This is a genomic window from Pseudomonas sp. R1-1 (genome assembly GCF_051132135.1).
Classification (GTDB): Bacteria; Pseudomonadota; Gammaproteobacteria; order Pseudomonadales; family Pseudomonadaceae; genus Aquipseudomonas.
In genome coordinates this window covers 3176982-3203557 of the sequence record NZ_CP071663.1, presented here as the reverse complement: position 1 = coordinate 3203557, position 26576 = coordinate 3176982, and the positions used below count along the sequence as shown (strand labels likewise).

Sequence of the window (26576 nt, the reverse complement as noted above, 5' to 3'; positions counted from 1 at the left end):
ACGCCTACGCAGGGACAGGAGCGGAACCGATGAAAACCCCAGCCAGTATTGTCTGCCTGATGTTCACCCTGGTTCTCGCACCGGGAGCCCGTGCCGAAGACCCGGCCCAACCGCCAGCGACCGCGGCCACTGACGCCACGCCACTGGTCAACCCGCGGGTGGTCGACAAGCTCATCGACATGGGCGATTACCTGCGCAGGCTGCCGAAGTTTCAGGTCGATGCCCAGGTCTCGCGCGACACCGTTCTGGAGTCCGGTCAGAAGATCAAGACCGAGTCTTCCAACACCCTCAAAGTGGTCGGCCACGATCGGCTGTATGCCAAAAGCGAGGGCGATGTGCGTACCCGGGAGTTCTTCTATAACGGCAAGAAATTGACCCAGTATTCGCCCTACCTCAAGTACTACACCACCGTTGACGCCCCGGCCACTGTCGCGCAAACCCTGCACCGGGTCGAAAACCACTATGGCGTGCAGGTTCCGATGGAGGATCTGTTTCTGTTCGGCAGCGATCAGGCGCAGATCGATGCCTTGCAAGCCGCGCTTTACGTGGGGCCGTCGATCATCAAGGGCCAGCTCTGCGACCATTTGGCCTTTCGCCAGGAAGGCATCGACTGGCAGTTGTGGCTGACCCGCTCCGACAAACCCTTGCCATGCAAACTGGTGATCACCACCACCGACGAGAAAAGCTTTCCCGAGTACAGCGCGGTGTATCAGTGGAACCTCAAGCCGAACATTCCGGACACGCAGTTCACCTTCAAACCGGGTAAAGGCGATGTCGCGATTGCCTTGAAGAAAGCCAGCGATCAGGGAGGGGAATGACATGAACAAGTCGCTGACGTGGGGCCTGTTGTTGTCGCTGGCCACGGCAACGCTGTTGACCGCAGGTTATGTCGCTGAAGCCGATGCCCGACCGCAGCGCGCCCAAGGGCATGCTCGCGCCCACGTCAACCGCGCCCCGGCGCCCCGTGCGCAACGCGCACAACGGATCAACCCGCCACCGCGGGCCAATCATGTGAACGCCGGTCATCGGAGCAATTCGGGCAATCAGGGCAACCGGGTCAATGCCGACAATCACGTTGGCAATCGCACCCACGTCAATAACGGCAATCGCAACGTTCATAACGGCAATCGCAACGTCAATATCAACAACTACCGCGATGTCGACATCGACGTCGACGGGCATGGCCGCTACGGCTACGACGATGACTACCATCCGATTGCCGCGGCAGCGGCGGTCACGGCGACTGTCGCGGTGACGGCAGCGGTGGTGGGCTCGATCCTTACCCCGGCGCAAATGCCCAACAGTTGCGTGCAAGTGATCCGCTACGACGTGGCGTACATGCAGTGCGGTTCGACGTGGTACCAGCCGCAATATCAGGGCAGCGATGTGACTTACGTGGTGGTCAACGCGCCTTGATCAGGCTTTCAGCGCCCGTGCGGTGCCTTTGCAGAAAAAACAAACCCGGCTGATGCCGGGCTGGTTCTGATTGGGTTGCCTCAATCGATACGCGGGTGCTGTTGCGCCAGTTCATTGCGCTTGGCTTGCAGCGTGGCGATTTCGGCGTCGAGGTCTTCGATTTTCTGTTCGATGTTGTCGTGGTGCTCTTGCAGCAGTTCCTTGGCCTCTTCGAGGTCGGAGGCCGCAGGCGCTGCGCCGCGCAATGGCTTGTTGGCGGTTTCCTTCATGGTCACGCCGGTGACCAGACCGACCACGGCGATGACCATCAGGTAGTACGCCGGCATGTACAGGTCGTTAGTGCTCTCCACCAGCCAGGCCACGGCCGTCGGGGTCAGACCGGCGATCAGCACCGAGACGTTGAAGGCGCTGGCCAAGGCGCTGTAACGGATATGTGTAGGGAACATCGCCGGCAGCGTCGAGGCCATCACACCAATGAAGAAGTTCAGCAGCACGGCGAGGATCAGCAGGCCGGAAAAGATCAAACCGATGCTGCCGCTGTTGATCAGCATGAACGCCGGAATGGCGAAGATGAGCAGGCCGATGCTGCCGACCACGATAAATGGCTTACGGCCGATCTTGTCACTGATAAACCCAATCAACGGCTGCACGAACAGCATGCCGACCATGATCGCGATGATGATCAGCACGCCGTGGTTTTCGCTGTAATGCAGATTGTGCGTCAGGTAACTCGGCATGTAGGTCAGCAGCATGTAATAGGTGACGTTGGTCGCCGCCACCACGCCAATGCAGGTCATCAGGCTGCGCCAGTGCTTGGTCGCAACTTCCTTGAACGAGACTTTCGGGCCACCGGCCAGACCTTCGCGGTCGCCTTGTTCGAGTTTTTCCACGTGCTGCTGAAACGCCGGGGTTTCTTCCAGGGCATGGCGCAGATACAGACCGATCATGCCCAGCGGCAGGGCGAGGAAGAACGGCAGGCGCCAGCCCCATTCCTCGAAGCGCTGTTCACCGAGAATGGTCGAGATCAGCACCACAACACCCGCGCCGAAAACAAATCCGGCGATCGAGCCGAAGTCCAGCCAGCTACCAAGAAAGCCGCGTTTGCGATCCGGCGCGTATTCAGCGACGAAGATCGAGGCACCGGTGTATTCGCCACCGACCGAGAAACCCTGAGCCATTTTCGCCAGCAACAGCAGAATCGGCGCCCATATGCCGATGGAGGCGTAGGAGGGGATCAGACCGATGGCGAAGGTGCTCAGCGACATGATCACGATGGTCGCGGCGAGGACTTTCTGCCGCCCGTATTTATCGCCCAGTGCACCGAAGAACAAACCGCCCAACGGCCGGATCAGGAACGGTACGGAGAAGGTGGCGAGTGCGGCGATCATTTGCACGCCGGGATCGGCGCCGGGGAAGAACACTTTGCCGAGCACATAGGCGACGAAGCCGTACACCCCGAAGTCGAACCATTCCATGGCGTTGCCCAGCGCGGCGGCGGTGATCGCCTTGCGCATCTTGGCGTCGTCGACAATGGTGATGTCTTTCAAACCGATCGGTTTGACGGTTTTCTTGCGTGGTTTCATTGCGATGTTCCCGCTCGCTGATTCAGATGACCGCTGCGATGCCATCTCTATGATGGCGCCGGCTCTTCTGGCTCAGATACATGCGGACACGAAATAATTCACCGATGGCGGGAATTAATTTCGACAGGTGCGCGGCGCGACACCGCACCCTGTAGGAGTGAGCCTGCTCGCGATAGCGGTCTGTCAGTCACAACCCTTTCAACTGACCCACCGCCATCGCCAGCAGGCTGGCTCCCACAGTGGTTTTGTGTCCAGCCACGATTTTGCGTACGCCACGACCCCTGTAGGAGTGAGCCTGCTCGCGATAGCGGTCTGTCAGTCACAACCCTTTCGACTGACCCACCGTCATCGCCAGCAGGCTGGCTCCCACAGTGGTTTTGTGTCCAGCCACGATTTTGCGTACGCCACGACCCCTGTAGGAGTGAGCCTGCTCGCGATAGCGGTCTGTCAGTCACAACCCTTTCAACTGACCCACCGTCATCGCCAGCAGGCTGGCTCCCACAGTGGTTTTGTGTCCAGCCACGATTTTGCGTACGCCACGACCCCTGTAGGAGTGAGCCTGCTCGCGATAGCGGTCTGTCAGTCACAACCCTTTCAACTGGCCCACCGCCATCGCCAGCAGGCTGGCTCCCACAGGGTTTTGTGTACCTGTGGGAGCGAGCCTGCTCGCGAAGGCGGCGGTACAGCCGCTACAAGACTTACAGCGCAGCCTTCACCTGCAAGCCAAACACCAACGCATTGTCGATGTCCTGTCCGGAAAACGCGCCCGGTTCGATGATGTACTGCATATTCGGGCGCAGCGTCAGCCACGGTGTGGCCTGATAACCGTAACCGAGTTCGATCAATTGTTCGGCGCTGTCGAGGTTGGGGTACGCGGTGCCGTTGGTCAGCGCAGTGTCTTGCTGCACGTCGCGGCTGCGCGGGTTAGGCACGGCGCGGCCATAGCCCAGCGCGAGGGTGTCACGCGGGCGGCCTTCGAACGGTTTGTACAGAACCACGCCGGTGCCGTACCACTTGCTGAACGGCGAGGCGGCTTCGCTGGCGGCGGAATACTGGCCGAAGGCGTGCAGGCTGCGACCTTCCGAGGACTGTGAGCGCCATACCGCTTGATCGATCAGCAGGTAATGCCCGCCACGACCGGCAACTTCGTCATCGCTGCCGATGCGTTTGACGTCGGAGCTGTCGTAGTAATAACCGACCTTGTACTCGCCCGGCAGTGCGCCGGCATGCTTGTACACCAGTTCGATCGGCGCCACGGTGCCGGTGGTATGTTTCGGCCCCAGGTGCCAGGCGCGGCTGGAGTTGCCGTTGCTCGACGGGTCGACGTTGAACGCGGCGACGCGCAGTTGCCATGCTGGTGACAGGTCGTATTTGACCCGCACGCCCAGGTGCGCGTTGGGGTAGTTGGCCCAGCCGCTGCCACCGGACATGTTCAACGGATGACCGCAGAAACCGGCGTTCATGAAGTTGCAGAGGATGCCGCTGTCGAGGCCGCCGAGGTCATTGCCCATGGCCATGTAACCGAGTTTGACGTTGAGCGCCGGGGTGAACAGGCTGTGCTCGTAACTCAGTTCGGTCAGGCGCGTGTACAGGCCACCGTAGTTTTCCTGAATCGGCAAACGGTTGCCGACCAGATCTTCCGAGGCGCTGTTGCCGCGTCGATCATTGATGGTCAGCTGGACCTTGCCGGCATTGTCGACGCCGTAGAGTTTGCTCAGGTCGAACTGCACACCGAGTTTGATGTTCTGCGAGTAACGCGCCGAGCGATGCAGACCACCGTCGGCGTTGTAAGCGGTTTCGCCGCTGTAGTCGCCGGTGAACTTGATGCCGTCTTCGTCGAGCTGGTGGCGCAGGCCGCCCCAGTCACCGGTGAGGGTGCTACGGGTCAACAGATCGGCATCGTCAGCGGCGAATGCGGGGAGGGTGGCGGTGCAGGTGAGACCCAGCAACAGAGCCTGGAACAGCGTGGAACGGGAAAAGCCAACAGCCAAAAACATCTGAATCTTCCTGCTGAAAACTTGAGCGATAGGGAAAAGCAACGCGGCACCCGAAGGTGCCGCGCTCAAAGTCGACGCCGTGGGTTACGGCAAGGCGTAGGCCATTACGTAGTCGCCACGATCGGTCGACTGACGCGCGCCACCAGCAGTGACGACGATGTACTGCTTGCCGGTTTTCGGCGAAACGTAGGTCATCGGGCCGCCTTGGCTGCCGACCGGCAGACGCGCTTTCCAGACTTCCTCACCGTTGCCGCTGTTGAAGGCGCGCAAGTAGAAGTCTTGCGTGCCGGCAATGAAGATCAGGCCGCCCTGGGTCGACAGGGTGCCGCCGAGGGTTGGCAGACCGATCTTGATCGGCAAGTGCATGCGGATGCCCAGCGGACCTGTGTCTTCAACAGTGCCAACTGGAACCTGCCAGGCGACTTTCTGAGTCTTCATGTCGATCGCGGTCAGGGTGCCGAACGGCGGCGCCTGGCACGGAATGCCGGCCACCGACAGGAAGCGGTTTTTGTTCACCGCGTACGGCGTGCCTTTGAGCGGCACCGCGCCCATGCCAGTGTTGAGCGCTTCACCGCCGCCGGCGGCCTGGCCTTTGTTCTGCGACGGGATCATCTGAATCCACAGGCCCAGGCGCATGTCGTTGACGAAGATGAAACCGTGCACCGGGTCGGTGGAAATGCTGCCCCAGTTCATGCCACCCAGCGAACCCGGGAAGCTCAACGATTTGTCGGTACCCGGCGCGGTGTACAAACCGTCGTAGCGCATGCCCTTGAAGTCGATGCGGCAGAGCAACTGATCGTAAGGCGTGGCGCCCCACATGTCCGACTCGGTCAGGTGCTGCGCACCGATCTGCGGCATGCCTACGGATTTTGGCTGGGTCGGCGAGTACGGCTCGTTAGGAATGTTCGCCGCTTTGACCGGCACGTCCTTGACCTCGGTCAGCGGTTTGCCGGTGGCACGGTCGAGCACGTAGATCTGCCCGGCCTTGGTACCGATGACCAGCGCCGGAATGCTTTTGCCGTCCTTGTCGAAGTCGATCAGGCTCGGTTGCATCGGCAGGTCGAAGTCCCAGAGATCGTTGTGCACGGTCTGGTACACCCAACGCTCTTCACCGGTGCTGGCGTCCAGCGCGAGGATCGACGCGCCGTACTTGTGGTCCAGTTCACTGCGCTCGACACCGTAGATGTCGGTGGACGAACTGCCCATCGGCAGGAACACGGTGTTGGTTGCCGCGTCGTAGGACATCGGCGCCCAGCTGTTCGGCGTGCTGCGCACGTAGGTACTGCCGTCGGCCGGAGCCTTGCGATCCTGCGGGTTGCCCGGGTCGAACGCCCAGCGCATGGCGCCGGTGACCACGTCAAAACCACGAATCACGCCGCCGGGCATGTCGCTTTGCACGTTGTCGGCGACGCGACCGCCGACCACGACCGTAGTGCCAGCCATCAACGGCGCGGACGACAACTGATAGTAGCTGTCCGGCACATCACCCAGGCCGGCCTTCAGATCGACCTGACCGTTGTTGCCGAAACCCTGGCAGAACTCGCCGGTGTCGGCATCGACTGCGATCAGACGGGCATCGATAGTGTTGGTCAGCAGACGGCGCTGGCAATTGGCAGCCGGTTCAGGCTTGGATTCGATTATCGGCGAATTGGCTGGCTGAACGATGGTAGCGGTGCGATCGAAATACGCCATGCCACGGCAACGCTGCCAGACTTTCGACTGGGCGTTGATCTGGTTTTTCCAGATTTCCTTGCCGGTGTCGGCGTCGAGCGCGATCAGGTTGTTGTGCGGGGTGCAGATGAACACCTTGTTGCCGACCTGCAACGGCGTGAGTTGGTCTTCAGCGCCATTGCCATCGCTTTCGGCGACGTCGCCGGTGTGGTAGGTCCACGCCACTTTGAGTTTATCGACGTTGTTGCGGTTGATCTGATCCAGCGCAGCAAAGCGGCTGCCACCTTCGGTATTGCCGTAGTGCGCCCAGTCTTTCTGCGCCTTGGCCGGCTCGACCGGGGTCAGGCCCGGGCCGGCGCCGGTGTCGGCAACGGTCGGGTGGGCGACAAACATGTTTCCGCCCGCCACGGCCACGCCCACCGCCAGCACCGCGGCAACGGCGTAAGCACCGCGACCGGCCACTTCACCGTTGGCACGCTTGAGCAGGGGATAGACCAGCGCGACAACCAGACCGATCACGCTGAACATGAACAGCCGCGAGAACACCGGCCAGAACACCAGCCCGGCATCGATCACCGCCCAGATTGCGGTGCCGACGAGAAACGCAGCAAACAGCCAGGCGCCGGCAGTCTTGCAACGCGCGATCAGCAGGCCGGAAACCGCCATCACCAATCCGCCGACCAGGAAGTACCACGATCCTCCCAGACTGACCAACTTCACGCCGCCTGCGGCAAGCGCCAGGCCGAGCAGGGCGATGACCACGCCGAGCCCGACCAGAATGAACTTTGATATGCCCGAGAGGCGTTGACTCTGCTTCACGTTGAATGTCCCCGTTGAAATGAGGCGTGCAGTATATCGTTAGGTAACTACCTAGTTAAAACACATATTTTCACGATAAAGCGTAGCCCGCGATTCAGCCGCGCGGTCAACGGTGTGTTGCAGGATGAGTTTGCGCTTAGGCAACGGCGGAAAAGCTCGGTTGTGTCAGCGTCGGTGGAATTAATGACAGCCATAAGCCAAAAAGCTGCTCATCCTTGTCGAGGATGAACAGCTTTTGATTGGCCGACGCACGGCGGCCGATGGGAGGGTGATCAGGCGTTTTCTTCGATCCGGCGCACATCGCCCAGCGAATCACGCTGCATCGATTGCAGGTTTTTCTCGATGGTTTCGCACAGTGCTTCCATTTGAATCTGGTGTTCGCTGTGGCGAAACGGGCTTTGCAGGTCGGTGCCGATGCGTTCGATGGCCAACAGCATGAAGCCAACCACGGTCGAGGCCAGCGGCGTGAACCAGCCCAGCGATTCGACCAGCCCGACCGGCACGATCAGGCAGAACAGCGAAATGAACAGCCGCGGAAAATACACATAAGGGTAGGGCAGTGGCGTGTTGGCAATCCGCTCCATGCCGCCCTGGCTGTTGGACAGATCCACCAGCGTCGACTCCAGCCGCGCCAGGCGAATGCTGTCGAGGCGCCCGGCCTTGTACTCGCGAGCGAGCAGCGCAGCCGAGCCGGTGAGAATGTCGTTGGCGAAATTGTTGGTGGTGCTGCTGCGGGCAAACTCGTCGGACGGAATGAACGCGCGGACCTCATCGGGGCAGGGCAGCCCTTGCAGGTGCGCGGCGAGGCAATTGACGTAGGCGACGTGACGGCGCAACAACGTCGACTTGACAGGATTGACCTCACGGCCGCCATCGTCGATCAGCGTCAGCACCTGACGGGCGAAGCTGCGCGAGTTATTGATCATCGAGCCCCACAGCGTGCGCGCCTCCCACCAACGGTTATAGGCGCTGCTGTTACGGAAACTGATCAGCACCACCAGCGCCGAACCGAGCAACGTCAGGGGCATCAACGGCAGGTTCAACTTGGCGTTGAGAAACAGCATGAAATCCACGGTGACGGCGATGTCCCAGAGCAACAGCCAGAACAGCGACCAGCCCACGTAGCCGAGGGTCTTGATGATCAGACGGTACTTTTTGGCGATGGCAGCTTTCAAACCGGAACCTCGTGAGCGTTGGCGATCAGGAGTGACGCCTTAACTCCGACGCTGTTTTCGCGCTAAAGGTCCGCAGCCTGCTAAATCGATTAACCCAACGCCGTGTCGAGGAACATCATCACCCCGAAGCCCAGCATCAGCCCCAGCGTTGCCGGGGTTTCGTGACCGTTGCGGTGGGTTTCCGGAATGACCTCATGGGACACGACAAAAATCATCGCGCCCGCCGCCAGACCCAGTGCGATCGGATAGCCCAGCGCAAAGCCACTGGAAACACCCAGCCCGATCACGGCGCCCAACGGCTCCATCAGTCCCGAGCCAATGGCGATCAGGGCCGCGCGCCAAGCCGAAATACCGGTCACGCGCAACGCCAGGGCGATGGCCAGACCTTCGGGAATGTCCTGAATGGCGATGGCGGTGGTCAGCGGCAGGCCGACTTTCATGTCGCCGTCGGCGAAACTCACCCCGATCGCCATGCCTTCGGGCAGGTTGTGCAGAGTGATGGCGAGGACGAACAGCCAGACCCGGTTGATGCGCTGCGACTCCGGCCCACGGCGGCCGCTTTCCTGGTGCTCGTGGGGTACGAAGCGATCGAGCCCGATCATCAACGCCACGCCCAGCGCCAGACCGAGCACCACCACACCTGCGGCGAGCAACGAATTGCCGGTCATTTTTTCCGCGGCTTCGATGCCGGGCAGGATCAGCGAAAACGAACTGGCGGCGAGCATCATGCCGGCGGCGAAACCGAGCATGGTGTCCTGGGTGCGTGAGGCAATGTCGCGCAGGACCATGGCTGCCACTGCGCCCAGCGCCGTCGCGCCGAAGCCCGACAAGCCACCCAGCACCGCCAGACGCAGGTTGTTTTCGTCGGCGCTGACCAGTGCGGCGTAGCCGCTGATCAACAGCAACCCGGTGACGACAATCAGCGTCGCCCAAAACAACAGCCCCGGCCAGCCGCCACTCGATGCCATGCTCCACCAACTGCGCATGGTCGTGCTTGCGGAAGACGAGGGTTGGGACATGGGGCCTCCTGTGGGTTTGGTCGAGAATGCGGGTGTGCTCACAAATATCAGAAGCGGCGGCGAGGGTAGGAATTGCAAATTTTTTCGGGGATAGGCGACAGACGGCAAAAGCCAAAGATCAAAAGCCCCTCACCCTAGCCCTCTCCCAAAGGGAGAGGGGACTGACCGTGGTGGATGTGAGCGATACGCCGATCCGCGATACCGAGTCGAACTCAGGATTTGAGCACAGCCCAAATCGGCTCCCTCTCCTGGGGGAGAGGGCTGGGGTGAGGGGGATCGATTCCAGCCACCACACATAACCAGCGCCGACCCACCCAGGCATCGGCGCCCCACATCTCAACCAGCACTATTACCCTGCGCTACCTTGATAAACGCCCACATCCAACCCTTCAAACCGCGCCTTCAACTGCAACGCCAGATACAGCGAATAATGCCGCGACTGGTGCAGATTACCGCCGTGAAACCACAAATTTTCCTGCCGTGTCGGCTTCCACATATTGCGCAATTCCCCCTCGTATGGCCCCGGATCATTGGTCGTGCCAGACCCCAGCCCCCAGCAACGCCCGACCTTGTCAGCCACCTCCTGGGAAATCAGCTTGGCCGCCCAGCCACTCATCGAGCCATACCCGGTGGCATACACAATCAGGTCCGCCGCCAGCCGACTGCCGTCGGTCAACACCACCGCATCCGCTTCGATGTGATCGACGCCCAGCCCTGGCGCGCTTTTAAGTTTGATCGTGCCGTTGGCGATCAGCTCAGACGCGCCGACGTCAATGTAGTACCCGGAGCCACGGCGCACGTACTTCAAGAACAAGCCGGATTCATCATCTCCGAAATCGAGCATGAAACCGGCCTTGGCCAAGCGCTCATAAAATTCTTTGTCGCGGGTTTTGATCGCGTCGAAGATCGGCTTGTGAAAACTCGGCATGACCTTGTACGGGATCGAAGCGAACAGCATGTCGGCCTTGTCCGTGGTCAAGCCTGCCTCCAGCGCGTCTTCGGAATAGAGCCCGCCGAACACCAGTTCCATCAAGCTGTCGGAGCGCACGATGTGCGTGCTCGAACGTTGCACCATGGTCACCTCGGCGCCGTTTTCGACGAGGTCGGCGCAGATGTCGTGGGCCGAATTGTTGGCGCCGATGACCACCGCGCGCTTGCCGCGCCAGGCGTCGCCGCCGGGATGGCGGCTGGAATGGTGTTGCTGTCCCTGAAACACCTCGGCGCCGGGAAAATGCGGCACGTTGGGCACGCCGGACATACCGGTGGCGAGAATCAATTGCGTCGGTTTCAGCGTCATCCGTTCGCCGTCACGAAGCACCTCAACCGTCCAGGTCTGAGTCTGCTCGTCGAACCCGGCGCTCAGGCATTCGGTGCGCGACCAGTAATCGAGTTCCATGACCTTGCTGTACATCTCCAGCCAGTCGCCAATCTGGTCCTTGGGCGTGAACACCGGCCAGTGATCGGGGAAGGGCAGGTACGGCATGTGGTCGTACCAGACCGGGTCGTGCAGACACAGCGACTTATAGCGCCCGCGCCACTGATCGCCGGGCCGTTCGGCCTTGTCGACAATCAATGTCGGCACGCCGAGACGCTTGAGCCGCGCGGCGAGGCCGAGCCCGCCCTGACCGCCGCCGACAATCAGGCAATACGGTTGCGTGGTGATGCCCAGCGCCGCTTGTTCATCGCGGCGGCGTTCCAGCCAGTTGCGTTTGTCGGCATGGGCGTGGCCATGGTTGGCGCCCATTGGGCGGCGGCGACCGCTGGGTTCTTCGAAGCCCTTGAGTTCGCGCATGGTGGTCAGCAGCGTCCAGCACAAACCGTCCTTGAGTCGCACGTAACCCTTGCCGCGCGCGGCCTCGGTTTCCAGGCTCATCCAGCCTTCGAGCACGCCGTCGGTCAATGTGGCTTCACCGTCGAGTTTCCATTGCTGTGGCCGGGTCTGCTCAAGACGGGTTTCGAGCAGTTCGCGAATCGCCGGTTTGCCTTCGAGCGTGACCAGGTTCCAGCTGAACAGCAGCAGGTCACGCCAGTAGCATTCGTCGGCAAACAGCTCCAGCGTTGCCTCTACGTCACGTTGGGCAAGACGCTCGCCGAGGGTTTCGATCCAGGCAGCCAGTTGCGCGGTTGGCGTTTGCAGGGGCGCATCGATAGCGATGTTCATAGGGCTTCTCCGATCTTGTTGTTGTAGGAACAACAGCCCCGGAGCAAGGCTCGGGCCAGCTTCGGCAAAGCCCCGTGGCAGAGCGGTTGGCGCTGTAGATCGCCAATCGTGTATCGGCGCTGTGTCACGAATTCGGGAATGGGCGATGACACAGTGTCACGCCGGGCAAAAAACGCCGGTTTCGGACTTTTCATATAAGCTGCAAACAGTCCCGTGTCCGACCGTAGCGGAGAACAACAACAATGAAACCGGCCTTGATCCACGCCCATGCGCAGCAAGTGCTGCAAGCCGTACAGGGCAGCGTCGCCAGTCCTGGTCCCGTTGCCGACCTGGCGATCACTCGCTCGTGGCGCCGCTGCCTCGATCAATACCGCCTCGATCCGGCCAGCCGTCGCGCGCCGGATGTGATCGAGCAAGCGCGGTTGCAGGATCACCGCGCGCCGCTGGAACACATCATCGCCGTGGCGCACTGGCAGATGAACAGCCTGCACCAGCAGCTCGGGCGTGACGGCCATGTGGTGTTGCTCACCGATGCGCGCGGTGTGGCGATCGACAGCGTGTTCAACGATGCTGAGCGCGCCGGGTTTCAGCGTGCCGGACTGTGGCTGGGTTCGGTGTGGAGCGAGGAGCACGAAGGCACCAACGGTGTCGGTACCTGTCTGGTCGAGCGCCAGCACGTGACCATCCGCCGTGATGAACATTTTCGCGGCAAGCACGTCGGCCTGACGTGCTCTGCCAGCCCGATCTTCGACCCGAGCGGCGAATTGCTCGCCGTGCTCAATCTGTCCTCTGTGCGCGAAGAACAGAGCCTCGAACAGCGTTTCAAAGCCATGGCGCTGACCAATCTGTCGGCCAAGCTGATCGAAAGCTGCTTCTTTCTCGGGCATGACCCGCAGCGCTATCTGCTGCGTTTTCATCCTGACGCCGGGTTTGTCGGGCTGCTGGGCGAAGGGCTGCTCAGCTTCGATGAGAATGCGCGGATCTGCTCGATCAACGACGCGGGTCTGGAACTGCTTGGCCTCAGTCGTGAGCCGATCATCGGCCATTCACTGACGCTGCTGCTGGAGACACCGATTGATCAACTGATCAGTCACGCCGGCGCGCAACCCAGCGTTTGCTGGCCGCTGCGCCTGGCTGACGGTCGGCAGTTGTTTGCCCAGCTGCGCGAACCGCTGCGTCGGCCACAGCCTGCCTTTCCCGCGATCGCGCCCATCAACGACGCGCGCGTCTGCCTGGAAGACCCGCGCCTGCAACGCGGTTTTGCCCGCGCACTGCGAGTGCTGGAGCGCGACGTGCCGGTGTTTCTGCAAGGCGAGACCGGCACCGGTAAAGAAGCCTTCGCGGCGGCGCTGCACCGCGCCAGTTCGCGAGCGAGCCAGCCGTTTGTGGCGATCAATTGCGCGGCAATTCCGGAAACGCTGATTGAGAGCGAGCTGTTCGGCTATCGCGGCGGCAGTTTCACCGGGGCGCGCAAGGAGGGCATGCTCGGCAAGCTCGAACAGGCCCACGGCGGCATCCTGTTTCTCGATGAAATCGCCGACATGCCCTTGGCCCTGCAGACGCGCCTGCTGCGTGTGCTAGAGGAGCGCCAGGTGGTGCCGCTCGGCGCCACAACCGCACGGCCACTGGATATACGCCTGATCAGCGCCAGCCACCAGGACCTGCAAAATTGCGTCGCCGAAGGGCGTTTGCGCGAAGACCTGTTCTACCGCATCGGCGGTTTTGCGGTGCAACTGCCAGCGCTGCGCGAGCGCTCGGACAAGGGCCAGTTGCTCGATCTGTTGCTGCGTGAAGAAGCCGTCGGCATGCGTATCCGACTGGACGCCGGGGTCAAGGAGCGTCTGCTCAAACAGCCCTGGCCCGGCAACGTCCGGCAACTGCGCACCTGCCTGCGGACTTTGGTCGCACTGGCGACAGAAGGGCGAATCAGTCTCGATGACCTGAGCGAATTACTGCCGGAGGCGGCAGACAGCACAGCCCCCACGGAAAACCCGCTGTCCGTCTCTGAGCGACAGACTCTACTGACGCTGATCGAAACCGAGCATTGGCACATCGCCCGTGTTGCCGCGCGGCTGGGCATCAGCCGCAATACCCTGTATCGCAAGTTGCGTCAGCACGGGATAACGCGACCCGGTTGATCGCGATTTATCACGGCAGGTGCCCGACACATCGTCCGATTCCTGAACCAAGAGGCAAACGCGCATGTTGAAAGCTTGCACCCTCCTGTTATGCCTCGCCCTGGCCAGTTGCAGCGGCGTCGACGTGCGCAGCTACAGCCGGGAAAAACCCACGCTGGAGTTGCGCGAATTCTTCGAGGGTCGGGTCGAGGCCTGGGGGATTTTCCAGAAGCGTTCGGGTGAAGTCGCCAAGCGCTTTCATGTGGTGATCAACGGCCAGTCCGAAGGCGACAAACTGATTCTTGACGAGTCGTTCATCTACAGCGACGGTACGAAACAGAAACGCGTCTGGACCCTGACTCCGGACGGCCCCGGCCAATGGCGAGGCACTGCCGGCGATGTGGTCGGCGAGGCGCGTGGCGAGACGGCCGGCAACGCCTTGCGCTGGCGGTATGTGCTGCGTTTGCCGGTGGACGGCGAGGAGTACGACGTCGAACTGGATGACTGGATGTACCTCATGGACGACAAGACCCTGATCAATCGCTCGTACATGAGCAAGTTTGGCGTTGAGGTCGGTCAGATCACGTTGTTTTTCCGTAAATAACGCGGGCAGGGCGTGCGTTAGTACTTCCAGAACACCGGCGTTATCAGCACCAGCACCGTAAGGATTTCTAGCCGGCCCAGGAGCATGCCGATGGTCAGCAACCATTTCGCGGCATCCGGCAGCGAGGAAAAGTTGCCTGCCGGGCCGATGATCGTGCCCAGTCCCGGGCCGACGTTGCAAACGGCGGTGGCGGCGCCGCTCAATGCTGTCGTCCAGTCGAGTCCGATCAAGGCCAGCCCGAGAGCAATCAGGGCAATGGTGATGGTGAAGAAGAACGAGAAAGTCAGCAGCGAGCGCAAAATCTCTTCGTCGATCGGGTGGCCGTTGTACTTCTTCTGGATCACCGCGCGCGGGTGAATCAACTGCTTCAAACTGCTGACCAGCAGCGCCGCAGCCACCTGAAAGCGGAAGATTTTCAGGCCGCCGGCGGTGGAGCCGGAGCATCCGCCAACGAAAGTCAGGTAGAAGAACAACAGAATGGCGAAGCTGCCCCACAGCGTGTAGTCGCCGACGGCAATGCCGGTGGTCGTGACGACTGAAGTGACATTCACCGCAACGATGCGAAACGCATCCCACCACGAGTAATCGCTGTGCTGCCATAACCAGGTGCCGACCAGCAGCCAGGTGACCAGCAGAAAGCCGATAAAGCCGCGCACCTGATGATCCTTGAACAGGGCGCGGCGGTGGCCACGCAAGGTCGCGACATACAGGGTGAAGGGCAGGCTGCCGGCGATCATGATGACCACCGCGACCCAGTGAATCGACGCTTGCGTCCAATGCCCGAGCGAGGCGTCGGAGGTCGAGAAGCCCCCCGTGGAGATCAGCGACATCGCATGGTTGATCGCTTCAAACGGGGTCATGCCGCAAATCCACAGAGCCAGCGCGCCTGCCGAGGTCAGACCGAGGTACAAAAACAGGATGTATTTGGCGGCGACATGGGAGCGCGGCGTGACTTTTTCCGACCAGTCCGAGGACTCGGTCTGGAACAGACGCATACCGCCGACCCGCAGCAGCGGCAGGATCGCCACCGCCATGCCGATGAAGCCGATGCCACCGAGCCAGTGCAGCATCGAGCGCCACATCAGCAAGCCCGGCGAAGCATGGTCCAGGCCACTGAGTACCGTGGAACCGGTGGTGGTGATGCCGGACATGGTTTCGAAAAAGGCGTCGGTGTAACTGATGTGGCTGATTAACACCATCGGCAACGCCGCGAAGGCACACACCACCACCCAACTGGCAGTTGTCAGCAGGTACATGTCACGCGGACGAAGCTGAGCCGTCTCGGGACGCCCGCGCACCACCAGCAAAAGGCCACAGACGACGGTGATCACGCTCGACCAGAGAAACGCCGAGAGGTCATCGCTGCGCTCGAACGCCACCAGCGTGAGCATGGGAATCGCCATGCTCACGGCGAGGGTGATCAGGAAGATGCCGAGGATGAAACCGATAAGCCGCAATGCTGCAAAAGACATGAACGTTCGTCTGCTGAAATAACGGCGCGTAGTATCGGATGTCGACATATCGAGGGCGTAAAATTTGCGTAAAATTTTCGACCGAGCCGCGACTGGCGCTGATGGCTAGTCACGGCAGCGCGACGATCAGCCGACCAGATGCAGAAACTGCATGTGCCGCTCGTACTGATCGAGGATGTCACCGATCACTTCTTCACGGGACCAGCCCATGATGTCCTGATCCTGGCCGCCCTCGCGCAAGTGCACTTCGGCGCGGAAATATTTGCGCTCCTCGTCCTGGGTATCGGCCATCACAAAGCTCGGCATGGTGTAAGGGTGCGGCCGCACTTCGTAGATGAACTGCGGATTGTCAGCGCTGCCGACGCTGAGCCGTACGCTGTTGTCCTCCAGATCCTCGACGGTGCAGACGTAGCCTTGCTTGCGCCACTCCTCGGCGACCGACAGGCACGCCGGTTTTGCCGTCTCGGCAATGAACCGCAGCACATGCGCGCGGCGCGGGAACATCGCCATGGTGCGCAAGCGTCGTTGCCAGCCGCCCGGATGGCGGCTGACCCCAGGCGAGAGCGATTGATAGCGCAAGCCGCGCTTGGTCGCGTCGAGTTTCAGGGCTTTGAGCAAGCCGCGCATGCTGAAGAGCAGGGTGATGGTGAAGGGCAGTGCGCTGGCAATCGTCGCGGTTTGCAAGGCCTTGAGCCCGTCAGCCAAGAGCAGGGCGATCGCCACCAGGCCCATGCTCGACGCCCAGAACACCCGCTGCCAGACCGGCGTGTTCGACGATCCGCCCGACGCGAGCATGTCGACCACCATGGCGCCAGAGTCCGCCGAGGTGACGAAAAACACCACGACCATGACCACCGCGACCAGCGAGATCACCCCGGAAAACGGGAAGTGCTGGAGAAAGGCGAACAAGGCCAGCGAGGTATCCTTGTCGATGGCCGCGCCGAGGTCAGTGATGCCTTCGGTGAGGATCATGTGAATCGCGGTATTGCCGAACACGGTCATCCACAGCAGCGTGAAAGCCGCGGGCACCAGCAATACGCCCATCACAAACTCGCTAATGGTGCGGCCACGGGAAATGCGCGCGATGAACAGCCCGACGAAGGGCGACCACGCCAGCCACCAGCCCCAGTAAAACAGGGTCCAGCCGCCGATCCAGTCAGTCGGTTGGTAGGCGTATAGATTCAACGTGCGGCTGACGATTTCGGTCAGGTAACCGCCGGTGTTCTGCACGAAGGTTTGCAGGATCAGCACGGTAGGCCCGAGCACAATCACCATCAACAGCAACAACACCGCCAGGCCGAGATTGAGCTCGGAGAGCCGGCGCACGCCTTTGTCCAGCCCGGTGACCACGGAAATGGTCGCAAGGCCGGTGGTGGCGACAATCAGAATGATTTGCACGGTGGTGTTGATCGGCACACCGAACAGGGCGTTGAGCCCGGTGTTGATCTGCGCCACGCCAAAGCCCAGCGAAGTCGCCACGCCGAGCACGGTGCCGATGATGGCGAAAATATCCACCGCGTGGCCAATCGGTCCATGGATGCGATCGCCGATCAACGGATACAGCGCAGACCTGAGGGTCAGCGGCAGGCCGTGGCGGTAGCTGAAGTAGGCGAGGATCATCGCCACGATGGCGTAGATCGCCCAGGCATGCAGGCCCCAATGAAAAAACGTGATTTTCATCGCTTCCCGCGCTGCTTCGACGGTGCTGCCATCGCCCACCGGCGGATTGAGAAAGTGCATGACCGGCTCAGCCACGCCGAAAAACATCAGGCCGATGCCCATGCCGGCCGAGAAGAGCATGGCGAACCAGGTGGTGCTGCTGTAATCGGGGCTGCTGTGGTCGGGCCCGAGTTTGATATCGCCGTAGCGACTGATGCCCAGAAACACCACGGTACCCAGAATGATTGCCACCGCGAGGATGTAGAACCAGCTGACATTGGTGATGATCCAGTGCTGCACATTGGCGAACACCACCTGCGCATGGGCCGGGAACACGCTGGCGTAGATCACCAGCAACAGCAGGAGCACGCCCGAGGTGTAGAACACCGGAGGGTTGAGTGTCGGAGCGGCGCCCGTGTCGGCCTTGTTGGTCATATGGGTCTCCTGAGGTCGGTCACAGCGCGTTATGCGACTGAAGGGAAAATCGCGCGGCGTTTCAGATGACCATAGGGGACGGGCGTCGTTCCGCAACGCCTTGGCGGCGTTTTTTTGCAGGCACGGGTAGATTATTTACGCGTTGGCGATCATTCGTTGCAGTGCGCGGACAACATCGCGGGCGGACTGCTCGGTGATCGTCCCCGGATATTGATCGAACATATGCGGGGCGCCGGGGTAGACGTGCAGCTCGACGGCCGAGAAATTCGCCGTGCTGACGTCACCGAAGCTGCTCGAGCAAAGATCGGTCCGCGCGGCGGCGGACCTGCTCGATCATGATCTGATTCTCTCGGAAGCGACCTTGCTTTCTTGAGTGGATCGAAAGCGAACTGGGCCATGGTTTCGTCTATTGAACCGGATTGACCTCAGGTCGGGATCGCGCCGCTGAGCACGGCGAATACCAACATCACCAGGCTCACGCCCCAGGCCCAGAAAAACGTGTACATGATGTGCTTGCGCAATTCGACCCCGGCCAGCGCCAGGGCGAGGTAGACACTGGGCACCACCGGGCTGATGGCGAAGCCGGTGTTCTCGCCGATCAACATTGCCCGTGCAACTGCTTCGAGAGGCACGCCGGCAGCGACCGCCACATCGCGGATCACCGGCAATAACGCAAAGTAGTAGGCGTCGGGGGAGAAAATCATCCCCAGCGGCACGCCGAACGCGCCGATGATCAGGTGCAGGTATTGCGCAGAGCCGTGGGGCAGGGCGTCGATCAGCGCCAGGGCCATGCCATCGGACATTTTCGCCCCAGACAACACGCCGAGCAGCACTCCGGCCGCCATCATCACCAGGACCATCTGCAACGCATCGGCCGCATGTGCCTTGATGCGCTCGGTCTGCGCTTCCAGCGAGGCAAAATTAAGCGGCAGCGCAATGCCCAGTCCGACCATGAAACAGGCGTACAACGGGAAAATCCCGCTGAACAGACAGGCGAGGATGGCGACGGTCAGGGCCACGTTGAGCCAGTAACGCAACTGACGCGGAGACAGCGCGTGCTCCCGTTCCTCGGGATGGGCCAGTGTGGCGTCAAAACTCGACGCGGCGCCTAAGGATTTCGGCAGCCGCCGCTGCGCACGCAAACCAAGCCAGCCGGCAATCAGCAGCAGACAGGCAAAGCCCACCAGTTGCACCGGAATCAGCCCCATCCACAGCGCGGTCGCGTCGAGCCCGGTCGTAGCCGCCGCGCGAGCGGTGGTGCCACCCCAGGGCACCATGTTGCCTACGCCCGCGGTCGTGCCGACCAACAGCAAGAGCATGTTCGGGCTCATGTTCAGGCGTTTGTACAGTGGCAGCAGTGCCGGAATGGTCAGCAGAAAAGTGGCGGCACCGACGCCGTCGAGGTGCACCACCGCCGTCACCAGCACCGTGACCAACGCCACGGCCAGCGGCTTGCCGCCGGTACGGCGGATCAGGAAATTCACCAGCGGATCGAACAGGCCGCGATCGCGCATGATGCCGAAATACAGAATGGCGAACAGAAACAGCGCAGCGGTCGGCGCTACCGTGACCAAGCCGTTCTTGATGAAGTCGCCGATTTGCGGCGGCGCGAAACCGGCCAGCAGGCAGACGGCGACGGGGATTGTGGTGAAGCCCACCACCGGGCTGATTCTGCGGAGCAAAATCAGCGCGATGATGCTGAACATCATGAGAAAACCCAGTGCAGTGATCATGGATATGGCATCTCGGTATTGTTTTTATTGTGCGATTCGGCCTGATACGACGGCCCGGTAAAACCTGTCAGAGGAGGGCGGTCAACCCGGCGCGGGCAGGCGCAACGACAGCAGCAGGTAGCTCAGGCTTTTGCCATGGCGGTCGAGCCCCGGGCTGCGATTCACCCCGCCTTCGAGTGCATCGTCGAGAACGAAATTCAGCGCCTGCAGGCTATCGATCTCATAACGCTGAACGCGTGAAGGTCGGCGGCTGGCGAACTGCTCGGCGACGCGCTCGACGGTCAGTTCGCGCTTGAGCCACTCGTAGTGCGCGGCGTCCAGCGGCAGAACCACCACACTGAGGATATTGCCTTTATCACCAGCGCGGGCGTGGGCGAAATCAGCAAGCGTGACAAGGGCAGTCATCAGTACCACTCCAGGCGCGTGTCGATTTCATCGCGCGCAATCAGAAAACCGTGGGTGGCGATCGACTCGCTCAAGTGCCGGCGAACGCCACCACCGCCAGCCGGGCCGTTGGTGTAAAGCGACTCAACCTCGGCTAACAGCATGTCGACCTGGGCGCGGTCCTTGTGTACCAGACCGACCCTGACCGTCACATCCACCACCTGCGGCGTTTGCACCAAGCACTGATTCAGATAATCGCCACGGGCATCGTTGAACAGGCTGGCGACGCCGGCAATGTCGATCCACGGCTGCATTTGCGGGGCCAGTTGATCAAAGCGCTGCAGGAGAATGTCGCGGGCAAGCTTCGCCCGATCAACCGCGCCGGGGCCGGCATAGGAAATCTCGGCTTCACCAAACCACATGCCACGCACGCCGGCCAAACCTTTAAGCTGTGCGGGACGCGGGTGGCCCTGAATACCGCTGATGGCCACGCGATCAGGGGAGAGGGTGGTCACGCTGGCTTCGCCCAGGTCGAGCACCACATCCGGCGTAAGATAACGGCGCGGGTCGTGGACTTCATACAGCAGTTGTTCCTTGACGGTGCGCTCGGTCACGCAGCCGCCGGAGCCTGCCGCTTTGCTGATCACCAGCGTGCCGTCCGCACTGATCTCGGCGATCGGGCAACCCAAACGCGCCGGATCGGGCACGTCCTTGATGCCGGGATGGCCAAAATAGCCGCCGGTGACTTGCGTGCAGCATTCCAGTAGATGCCCGGCCGCCGTGGCGATGGCCATTTTCTGCCAGTCATCCGCCGCCCAGCCGAGGCCATGGCGAATCGGACCCACCGCCAGCGAAGGGTCGGCAACCCGTCCGGAGAGGACGATGCCGGCGCCGTCATTCAGCGCCTGGGTAATGCCGTCGGCACCGGTGTAGACGTTAACCGAAACCACATCGTGTTGCGCAACGTCGAGGTCCAGCCACTGCTCAAGACGTTGCTGTTCGACGTGCAGCAAGTCATCGCCGAGCACGCAGGCGATCTTCAGATCAGCGTGGCGTCCGCCCAGTTCGGCGCGCAGACGTTGGGCGGCCGCGCGAGGATTCGCCGCGCCGCCATTGGTGATGATCGGGATGCCAGCCTCGATGCAGGTATCGAGCACCGGACGAAGAAAATCGAATAACCGCGCGGCATAGCCGCTGTCTGGGTCAGCCTGTTTGCGCAGCTGCGCCTCGGCGAGGGTGCGCTCGGCGAGCAGTTCATACATCAGATAGCGTTTGCCGGAGCGGCTGGCCAGATCCTGCGCCAGACGCAAACCCGCGTCGGGGCGATCATTGGCGAAACCTGCGCCACAACCGATATGAATTGTTGTTGTCATTGCGTCGGACTCGGCATGTGTTCGCGGCCATCATGCGAGCGTTGGATTGTTCTGTGAATTTTAAATATTCTAAGAATTAATCCATTAATTTTATCGGTCGAGCATGGACATCAACTTCCGCCAACTGCGCGCGTTCATCCTGATCGCCGAAACCTCGAGCTTCACCCGCACCTCAGAGAAACTGCACGTCTCGCAACCGGCGTTGAGCTACATCATCCGCAAGCTCGAAGAAACCATCGGCCTGCAACTGCTGGCGCGCAACACCCGCAGCGTCGAGCTGACCCCGGCCGGCGAACACTTCCTGCCCCAGGCCCAGGCCATGCTGCGCGACATGGAAAATGCCGTGCGCGATGCCCGCGAAACGCTGAATCTCAATCGCGGCAGCATTCGTTTGGCAGCGTTACCGACTGCGGCAGCGTCGTTCCTGCCGGAAATCATTGCAGCGTTCATGCACGAGTACCCCGGCGTGCAGGTGTCGCTGCGCGATGGGCGCGCAGGGGAGGTGAGTCATTGGGTGCAAAGTGGCGAAGTCGATATCGGTATCACTTCGCGGCCGGAGGATCTGTCGGGATTGGAATTCGACGCGCTGATGGACGACAACCTGGTGCTGCTGGTGCGCCGGGATGCGCTGGCGGGTAGCTCGGACGAACGCTGGCAGTCGCTGCCTTATATAGCGCTGACCCGGGACACCAGCATTCGTCCGTTGGCGGATGCGGCATTGGCGTTGTTGGGTGTGAAGGCTGAATGTTCGTGGGAAGTTGCGCACATGAGCACGGCGGCGGCGCTGGTGCGTGCGGGGTTGGGGTTTACCTTGCTGCCGGCCAGCGCCACGAGGTTTTTGCGTGTTGATGCGGAGGTGGCGGTTTTGCAGGTTGAACAGCCGCAGCAGCGATCGTTGGGTTTGTTGCAGAGGAAACCGTTGAAGCAGACGCCGTCGATGCAGGCGTTTGTGCGCAGGTTGGGTGGGCAGTTTATGGGCGATTCTGGCGCTTAACGAGGCTGACGGACGAGAGCCAGCCTGGCGCAAGCGTCGTGCAGCGCAGTCACCGGGACCTCATATCCAGGGCCGCGCGCACAATACTGTCAATACCCACAAGGCTCATCGCGCCCATGGGGCATTGCTGGTGGCCAAGCGGTTGCTGCGGCCCTGATCAATCAGAATTCCAGTGAAGTACCGTCTTCCGGAATATCGACCCGGCTCTCGATCCCGTGTTTCCTGACATAGGCACGCAGTTCTTCGCGGGTCAAAGACATATGGTTGATTGCATCCATATGCACGGCAACGATATTCGCTTCTTTCGCAGCCTTTGAGGCGCGCAGCACGTCTTCTTCGCCCATGATGATTGATCCCTTGTAGCCGGTCATCATCGCCTTCCCGGCGTTAAGCACGATGACTTCGGGATGATATTTCTCGATGGTCTGGTCAACTTCTTTACGCCAGACAGTGTCGCCAGCGAGGTAAAGGGTCTTGTAGCCTGGCGCCTGAAACACCACGCCCATGGCTTCACCCAGCGGTTTGGCGAGTGCTGGCACCGCGTACATTTCGTCGGTGCCATGTTGGCCACCGGTCTTGGTGATCTTCACGCCGCCGAATTCAGCGTCACTGGTCAGTACGCGCACGTTTTTAAAACCTTGCGAGCGAATCAGTTGCGCATCTTCTTCATGCTGAGCGAACAGAGGGATGTCTTTGGGCAGTGCTTTTTGCGCAGCGTCATCCCAGTGATCAAGGTGGGTATGGGTGACGATGACAGCGTCGACACCGGCAATGATGTCGGCAGGTGATTCGATCAGATCAACCAATGGGTTACGCAGGTTGCTGCGGTAGGTATTTTCAAATCCTGGGTAGGCACCCTTTTTGGCAAGCATCGGGTCGATCAGAAAGGTCGTATCGCCATACGTGATCTTAGTCGTCGCGTTGCGAACCTGGTGCAGTTCGACTTTATGAGCTGCGTCAGATGCCCGGGGAGCATTTGCGCCCGCGAATGCCGGTGCGGTCATTGCAACACAAGCGATGCTGACGGCGAGGGGGAGCGTTTTAAAGTCCATGGAATCAGTCCTGTTGATGTATCGATGCGCCATTCTTGCTGAATCGCATCGACCTCAACAGTGGCCTGAATGACAGCGTTCGATATAATCGGGCCATCAAATATTTTTCGAGACCGGAGTAGGGTGGTCGCTCGAAATCCTTATCGTTGTTTTGAAAGCAGGCCGAGTCCGAAACCAGCCCATTGGGCAACCTGGGGTATCGCATGGATTCCATTCACGTTGCCGTACTGGCTTTTGATGGCGTAAGCCTGTTCCATCTTTCGGTTCCCGGGATGGTATTGGGCACCGCTCAATCCGGTTCCGGCGAACCCCATTATGAGGTCAGTTATTGCGCAGTGACGCCGGGGAAGGTGACTACCGACCAAGGCGTCGGTCTTGAGGTTAACCAAGGCCTGGAGCTGATGACGTCAGCTGATGTGATTGTTATTCCAGCATGGGGCGATCAGTCGGTCTCTGCGTGTCCTGAACTCGTGGAGGCTCTTCAGGCAGCCAATTCCACAGGCAAGCTCATCGTCGGGTTGTGCCTCGGAGCGTTTGTGCTCGGAGATGCCGGACTGCTCGATGGCAAGGAAGCGACCACTCACTGGGCAGCCCGAGACGAATTTGCGCAACGCTTTCCCAATGTCCGCTTCAGACCAGAGGTGCTTTACGTCAGCGCAGACAACATCGTGACCTCCGCAGGAACGGTGGCGGCAATCGATTGTTGCCTGCATTTGATACGTGAACGACTTGGCGCTGATGTCGCAAACCGCACCGCGAAGATGCTGGTGACGCCACCACATAGACAGGGTGGCCAAGCTCAATACGTTGAATATCCTGTGCCGCAGCTGTCCAGCGAGACTCATTTGTCTGAAGTATTGACGTGGGCGCGCATGAATCTGTCGGGTGATCTGTCGCTCGACGTCCTGGCGGAAAAGGCAAAGATGAGCCGGCGAACGTTTACTCGGCGTTTCAAGGAAACTACCGGCACAACCGTTTCCAAATGGCTGAACAGCCAGCGCGTGGCCAGAGCGCAGGAGCTTCTGGAAACGACAGATTTGCCTATCGAGTGCGTGGCTGGTGAGGCGGGCTTCGGTACCGCCTTATCCTTGAGGCAACAATTCGGCGCTCAGCTCGGGACTTCGCCCTCTGAGTACAGGCGAATGTTCTGCCGCGAAATGAAACAGGCCGAGAAGACGGCAGAGACGTTGCACGCCTGCCCTTAAGGTCGGTGAATCTCAATCACAATTCCCTCATTTACATCCGGGGCACGAAAGTAGCTAGTGATCAGATCGAACTCAGCATCAGTTGCTGCAAATTCATGCTCGGCGCGGCCATTGCGCTGATGTAGCCTGGCCCGACAGGTCTCATCATCCAGTTCGATGTAGTGGAAACAGTGGGAAACTCCAGCAGCGTCAGCCAAACCGCATAACCACTGCCTGTCTTCTGGAGTATTAGCCGGGAAATCCAAAACCACGGTCACGCCTGATTTCAGCACATCAATGACAAGCGTGCCGACCAGGTTCCGAATCTGACGCGAAAGCCGCACGTAATCGACCACTGTTTTGACCTGATCGGGATAGAGCTGTGAGAGCCAATAATCTTCACTGAGCAGAATGGCCGAACGTTCGGATGCCAAGGACTTGGCCAATGTCGATTTGCCGGATGCAATCTTGCCTGACATCAGGTGCAGTATTGGTTTGGGCATGAGAGACGTCTCCTTGTCGAGTTTTCATGATGCTCATTGAAAAGCGGCGAAGCAACTAGAGCTCTACCACTGGTAGCCTTGGGTCAGAAGCAATAAATTCCAGTCCCGGCATGGCCAACCCCCACACATCAGGCATGGAAACGTCGCCACTGACTTGGCGAAACCTTTTCCCATCGCCGGAACGCCCGGTAGTAAGAGTTGACGTCGTCGTAACCCAGAAGATACGCAACCTCTTTGAGATCAAGGCTGGTATCAGCCAGTAAGTGCAACCCCACTTGACGCCTTGCTTCGTTGAGCAGCGCATTGAATGTCGTACCTTCGGAGGCCAATCGGCGTTGCAGCGTTCGCTCGCTCTGCAATAGTTCTCCGGCCAGATGCTGCAAACTGGGTCGTCCGTTCGCCAGCGTGCGCTTGAGTATTTCAATGACCTGCTCACAGAAGCCAACCGGTGCTTCGATCGCGCGTAATGCTGCATCGAGGCCGGGGCTCATCATTTGCAGCACCTGCGAATTGTGTTGAAGAAACGGCAGGTCAAGATCTGAGGCGCTCACGATCAACTCGTCATGGCTGGCGCCGTAGCGGATGGGGCATGCGAAATAATCTGCGTGAGTTTCCAGCGTTTGCTTTGGCCGTCTCAAGCTCAATGCCAGAGGCTTGATGTGTTCACCGGTGCCTCGTCGACCGAGCTCCAGCACCAACGCAAAACACGCCTCCACTGAAAGATAGGGAGCCGGGCCCGTGCCGGAGGGCCATTGAATCGTGAATGTAACGGTGTCCTGGTGCTCGCTTAGGCAAAGTCTGTCGGGACTGCACAGGCGCTGCAGGCGTGCCAATCGCGCAAGCCCGTCGCGAAAATCAGCCGCATATAACGCCGTGATGAACGCCATTTTGTGTTTCGCGCTGGGTGTGTCGCGAACCATTTTTATCGAGAATGCGGAGTCTGCCGAAAGCGCTTCAATCGCGTTCCACACGGCAAACAACTGCTGCGTGGTGACGAAGTTGGATTCGTTCAGATGGAGGTCATGTGGCAGTTGAGCGTGTTGCTCAATCAACGAGGGATCCAGGCCCAGCTGCGCTATCGATTCCCAGAACACCTTGGGCAATTTGCACCGCTCGGTGCTGCTGTGACCGTACGACATTTTCAGGCTCCGAACCGCAGGAGAGCGGTGTTGCGTCATGCAACGCGCCGCGAATGGCGCGTTCTGCAAGTATTCTGGCGGAAGTT

At 60.5% G+C, this 26576-nt stretch carries 20 protein-coding genes and 1 pseudogene; 7 read left to right on the top strand and 14 right to left on the bottom strand.

Annotation, left to right across the window (positions count from 1 at the left end; genetic code table 11):
- The first annotated feature begins 29 nt into the window (after positions 1-29).
- Together J3P75_RS14435 and J3P75_RS14430 are read left to right on the top strand one after the other, a co-directional pair.
- On the top strand, positions 30-818 hold the full coding sequence (locus J3P75_RS14435; protein WP_434707161.1) for a DUF2092 domain-containing protein: 789 nt from the start codon (positions 30-32) through the stop codon (positions 816-818).
- A gap of 1 nt (position 819) precedes the next feature.
- Positions 820-1416, top strand: a complete 597-nt coding sequence (locus J3P75_RS14430) for a hypothetical protein (RefSeq protein ID WP_434707160.1) — start codon at positions 820-822, stop codon at positions 1414-1416.
- A gap of 80 nt (positions 1417-1496) precedes the next feature.
- On the opposite strand, the gene proP is transcribed toward J3P75_RS14430, so the two are convergent.
- From proP to J3P75_RS14400, 6 genes are all read right to left on the bottom strand, one after another.
- Entirely contained in the window at positions 1497-2999 is a 1503-nt protein-coding gene (gene proP, locus J3P75_RS14425) for a glycine betaine/L-proline transporter ProP (RefSeq protein ID WP_434707159.1), read from the bottom strand.
- A gap of 698 nt (positions 3000-3697) precedes the next feature.
- Entirely contained in the window at positions 3698-4996 is a 1299-nt protein-coding gene (locus tag J3P75_RS14420) for a carbohydrate porin (RefSeq protein WP_434707158.1), read from the bottom strand.
- Positions 4997-5080: 84 nt separating this feature from the next.
- The gene (locus J3P75_RS14415) at positions 5081-7486 is read right to left on the bottom strand and encodes a glucose/quinate/shikimate family membrane-bound PQQ-dependent dehydrogenase (protein WP_434707157.1); all 2406 of its coding nucleotides are present in this window, start codon (positions 7484-7486) and stop codon (positions 5081-5083) included.
- A gap of 272 nt (positions 7487-7758) precedes the next feature.
- Positions 7759-8661, bottom strand: a complete 903-nt coding sequence (locus J3P75_RS14410) for a bestrophin family protein (RefSeq protein ID WP_434707156.1) — start codon at positions 8659-8661, stop codon at positions 7759-7761.
- Between the two features lie 89 nt (positions 8662-8750).
- The gene (locus J3P75_RS14405; RefSeq protein WP_434711299.1) at positions 8751-9629 is read right to left on the bottom strand and encodes a ZIP family metal transporter; all 879 of its coding nucleotides are present in this window, start codon (positions 9627-9629) and stop codon (positions 8751-8753) included.
- 400 nt (positions 9630-10029) lie between these two features.
- Positions 10030-11841, bottom strand: coding sequence for an NAD(P)-binding domain-containing protein (locus J3P75_RS14400; protein ID WP_434707155.1), 1812 nt, complete (start codon positions 11839-11841; stop codon positions 10030-10032).
- A gap of 242 nt (positions 11842-12083) precedes the next feature.
- Between J3P75_RS14400 and J3P75_RS14395 the strand changes: the two genes are divergently transcribed.
- Together J3P75_RS14395 and J3P75_RS14390 are read left to right on the top strand one after the other, a co-directional pair.
- A complete protein-coding gene (locus J3P75_RS14395; protein WP_434707154.1) occupies positions 12084-13979 on the top strand; it encodes a sigma-54-dependent Fis family transcriptional regulator in 1896 nt (631 codons plus the stop codon).
- A 64-nt stretch (positions 13980-14043) separates the two neighbouring features.
- Positions 14044-14562, top strand: coding sequence for a DUF3833 domain-containing protein (locus tag J3P75_RS14390; protein ID WP_434707153.1), 519 nt, complete (start codon positions 14044-14046; stop codon positions 14560-14562).
- A 17-nt stretch (positions 14563-14579) separates the two neighbouring features.
- On the opposite strand, the gene J3P75_RS14385 is transcribed toward J3P75_RS14390, so the two are convergent.
- On the bottom strand, positions 14580-16034 hold the full coding sequence (locus J3P75_RS14385) for a TrkH family potassium uptake protein (RefSeq protein WP_434707152.1): 1455 nt from the start codon (positions 16032-16034) through the stop codon (positions 14580-14582).
- Positions 16035-16160: 126 nt separating this feature from the next.
- On the bottom strand, positions 16161-18128 hold the full coding sequence (gene betT, locus J3P75_RS14380) for a choline BCCT transporter BetT (RefSeq protein WP_434707151.1): 1968 nt from the start codon (positions 18126-18128) through the stop codon (positions 16161-16163).
- A gap of 259 nt (positions 18129-18387) precedes the next feature.
- Here betT and J3P75_RS14375 point away from each other — a divergent pair.
- Positions 18388-18495 (top strand): annotated as a pseudogene (locus J3P75_RS14375) (LysR substrate-binding domain-containing protein); the annotation flags it as partial.
- A gap of 58 nt (positions 18496-18553) precedes the next feature.
- Here the strand turns inward: J3P75_RS14375 and J3P75_RS14370 are convergent.
- The 3 genes from J3P75_RS14370 to J3P75_RS14360 all read right to left on the bottom strand — a co-directional run bounded on the left by J3P75_RS14370 (position 18554) and on the right by J3P75_RS14360 (position 21618).
- A complete protein-coding gene (locus J3P75_RS14370) occupies positions 18554-19861 on the bottom strand; it encodes a CitMHS family transporter (protein ID WP_434707150.1) in 1308 nt (435 codons plus the stop codon).
- 81 nt (positions 19862-19942) lie between these two features.
- Positions 19943-20266, bottom strand: a complete 324-nt coding sequence (locus J3P75_RS14365) for an AtuA-related protein (RefSeq protein WP_434707149.1) — start codon at positions 20264-20266, stop codon at positions 19943-19945.
- Positions 20266-21618 (bottom strand): acyclic terpene utilization AtuA family protein, encoded by a 1353-nt coding sequence (locus tag J3P75_RS14360; protein WP_434707148.1) that lies wholly within the window; start codon positions 21616-21618, stop codon positions 20266-20268. Before J3P75_RS14360 ends, J3P75_RS14365 begins: the two co-directional genes overlap by 1 nt.
- Positions 21619-21721: 103 nt before the next feature.
- On the opposite strand from J3P75_RS14360, the gene J3P75_RS14355 reads away from it, so the two are divergent.
- Positions 21722-22612, top strand: coding sequence for a LysR family transcriptional regulator (locus J3P75_RS14355; RefSeq protein WP_434707147.1), 891 nt, complete (start codon positions 21722-21724; stop codon positions 22610-22612).
- A 161-nt stretch (positions 22613-22773) separates the two neighbouring features.
- Here J3P75_RS14355 and J3P75_RS14350 read toward each other — a convergent pair whose 3' ends face one another.
- Positions 22774-23664 carry an MBL fold metallo-hydrolase gene (locus J3P75_RS14350; protein ID WP_434707146.1) on the bottom strand — a complete coding sequence of 297 codons (891 nt, stop codon included), beginning with the start codon at positions 23662-23664 and terminating at the stop codon, positions 22774-22776.
- A gap of 203 nt (positions 23665-23867) precedes the next feature.
- On the opposite strand from J3P75_RS14350, the gene J3P75_RS14345 reads away from it, so the two are divergent.
- Positions 23868-24869, top strand: coding sequence for a GlxA family transcriptional regulator (locus J3P75_RS14345; protein ID WP_434707145.1), 1002 nt, complete (start codon positions 23868-23870; stop codon positions 24867-24869).
- On the opposite strand, the gene J3P75_RS14340 is transcribed toward J3P75_RS14345, so the two are convergent.
- Together J3P75_RS14340 and J3P75_RS14335 are read right to left on the bottom strand one after the other, a co-directional pair.
- Positions 24866-25351: an AAA family ATPase gene (locus J3P75_RS14340; RefSeq protein WP_434707144.1), complete on the bottom strand. Its 486-nt coding sequence runs from the start codon at positions 25349-25351 to the stop codon at positions 24866-24868. The two genes, J3P75_RS14345 and J3P75_RS14340, sit on opposite strands and share 4 nt — an antisense overlap.
- Before the next feature lie 128 nt (positions 25352-25479).
- Positions 25480-26490 carry an AraC family transcriptional regulator ligand-binding domain-containing protein gene (locus J3P75_RS14335; RefSeq protein WP_434707143.1) on the bottom strand — a complete coding sequence of 337 codons (1011 nt, stop codon included), beginning with the start codon at positions 26488-26490 and terminating at the stop codon, positions 25480-25482.
- Positions 26491-26576: the final 86 nt, after the last annotated feature.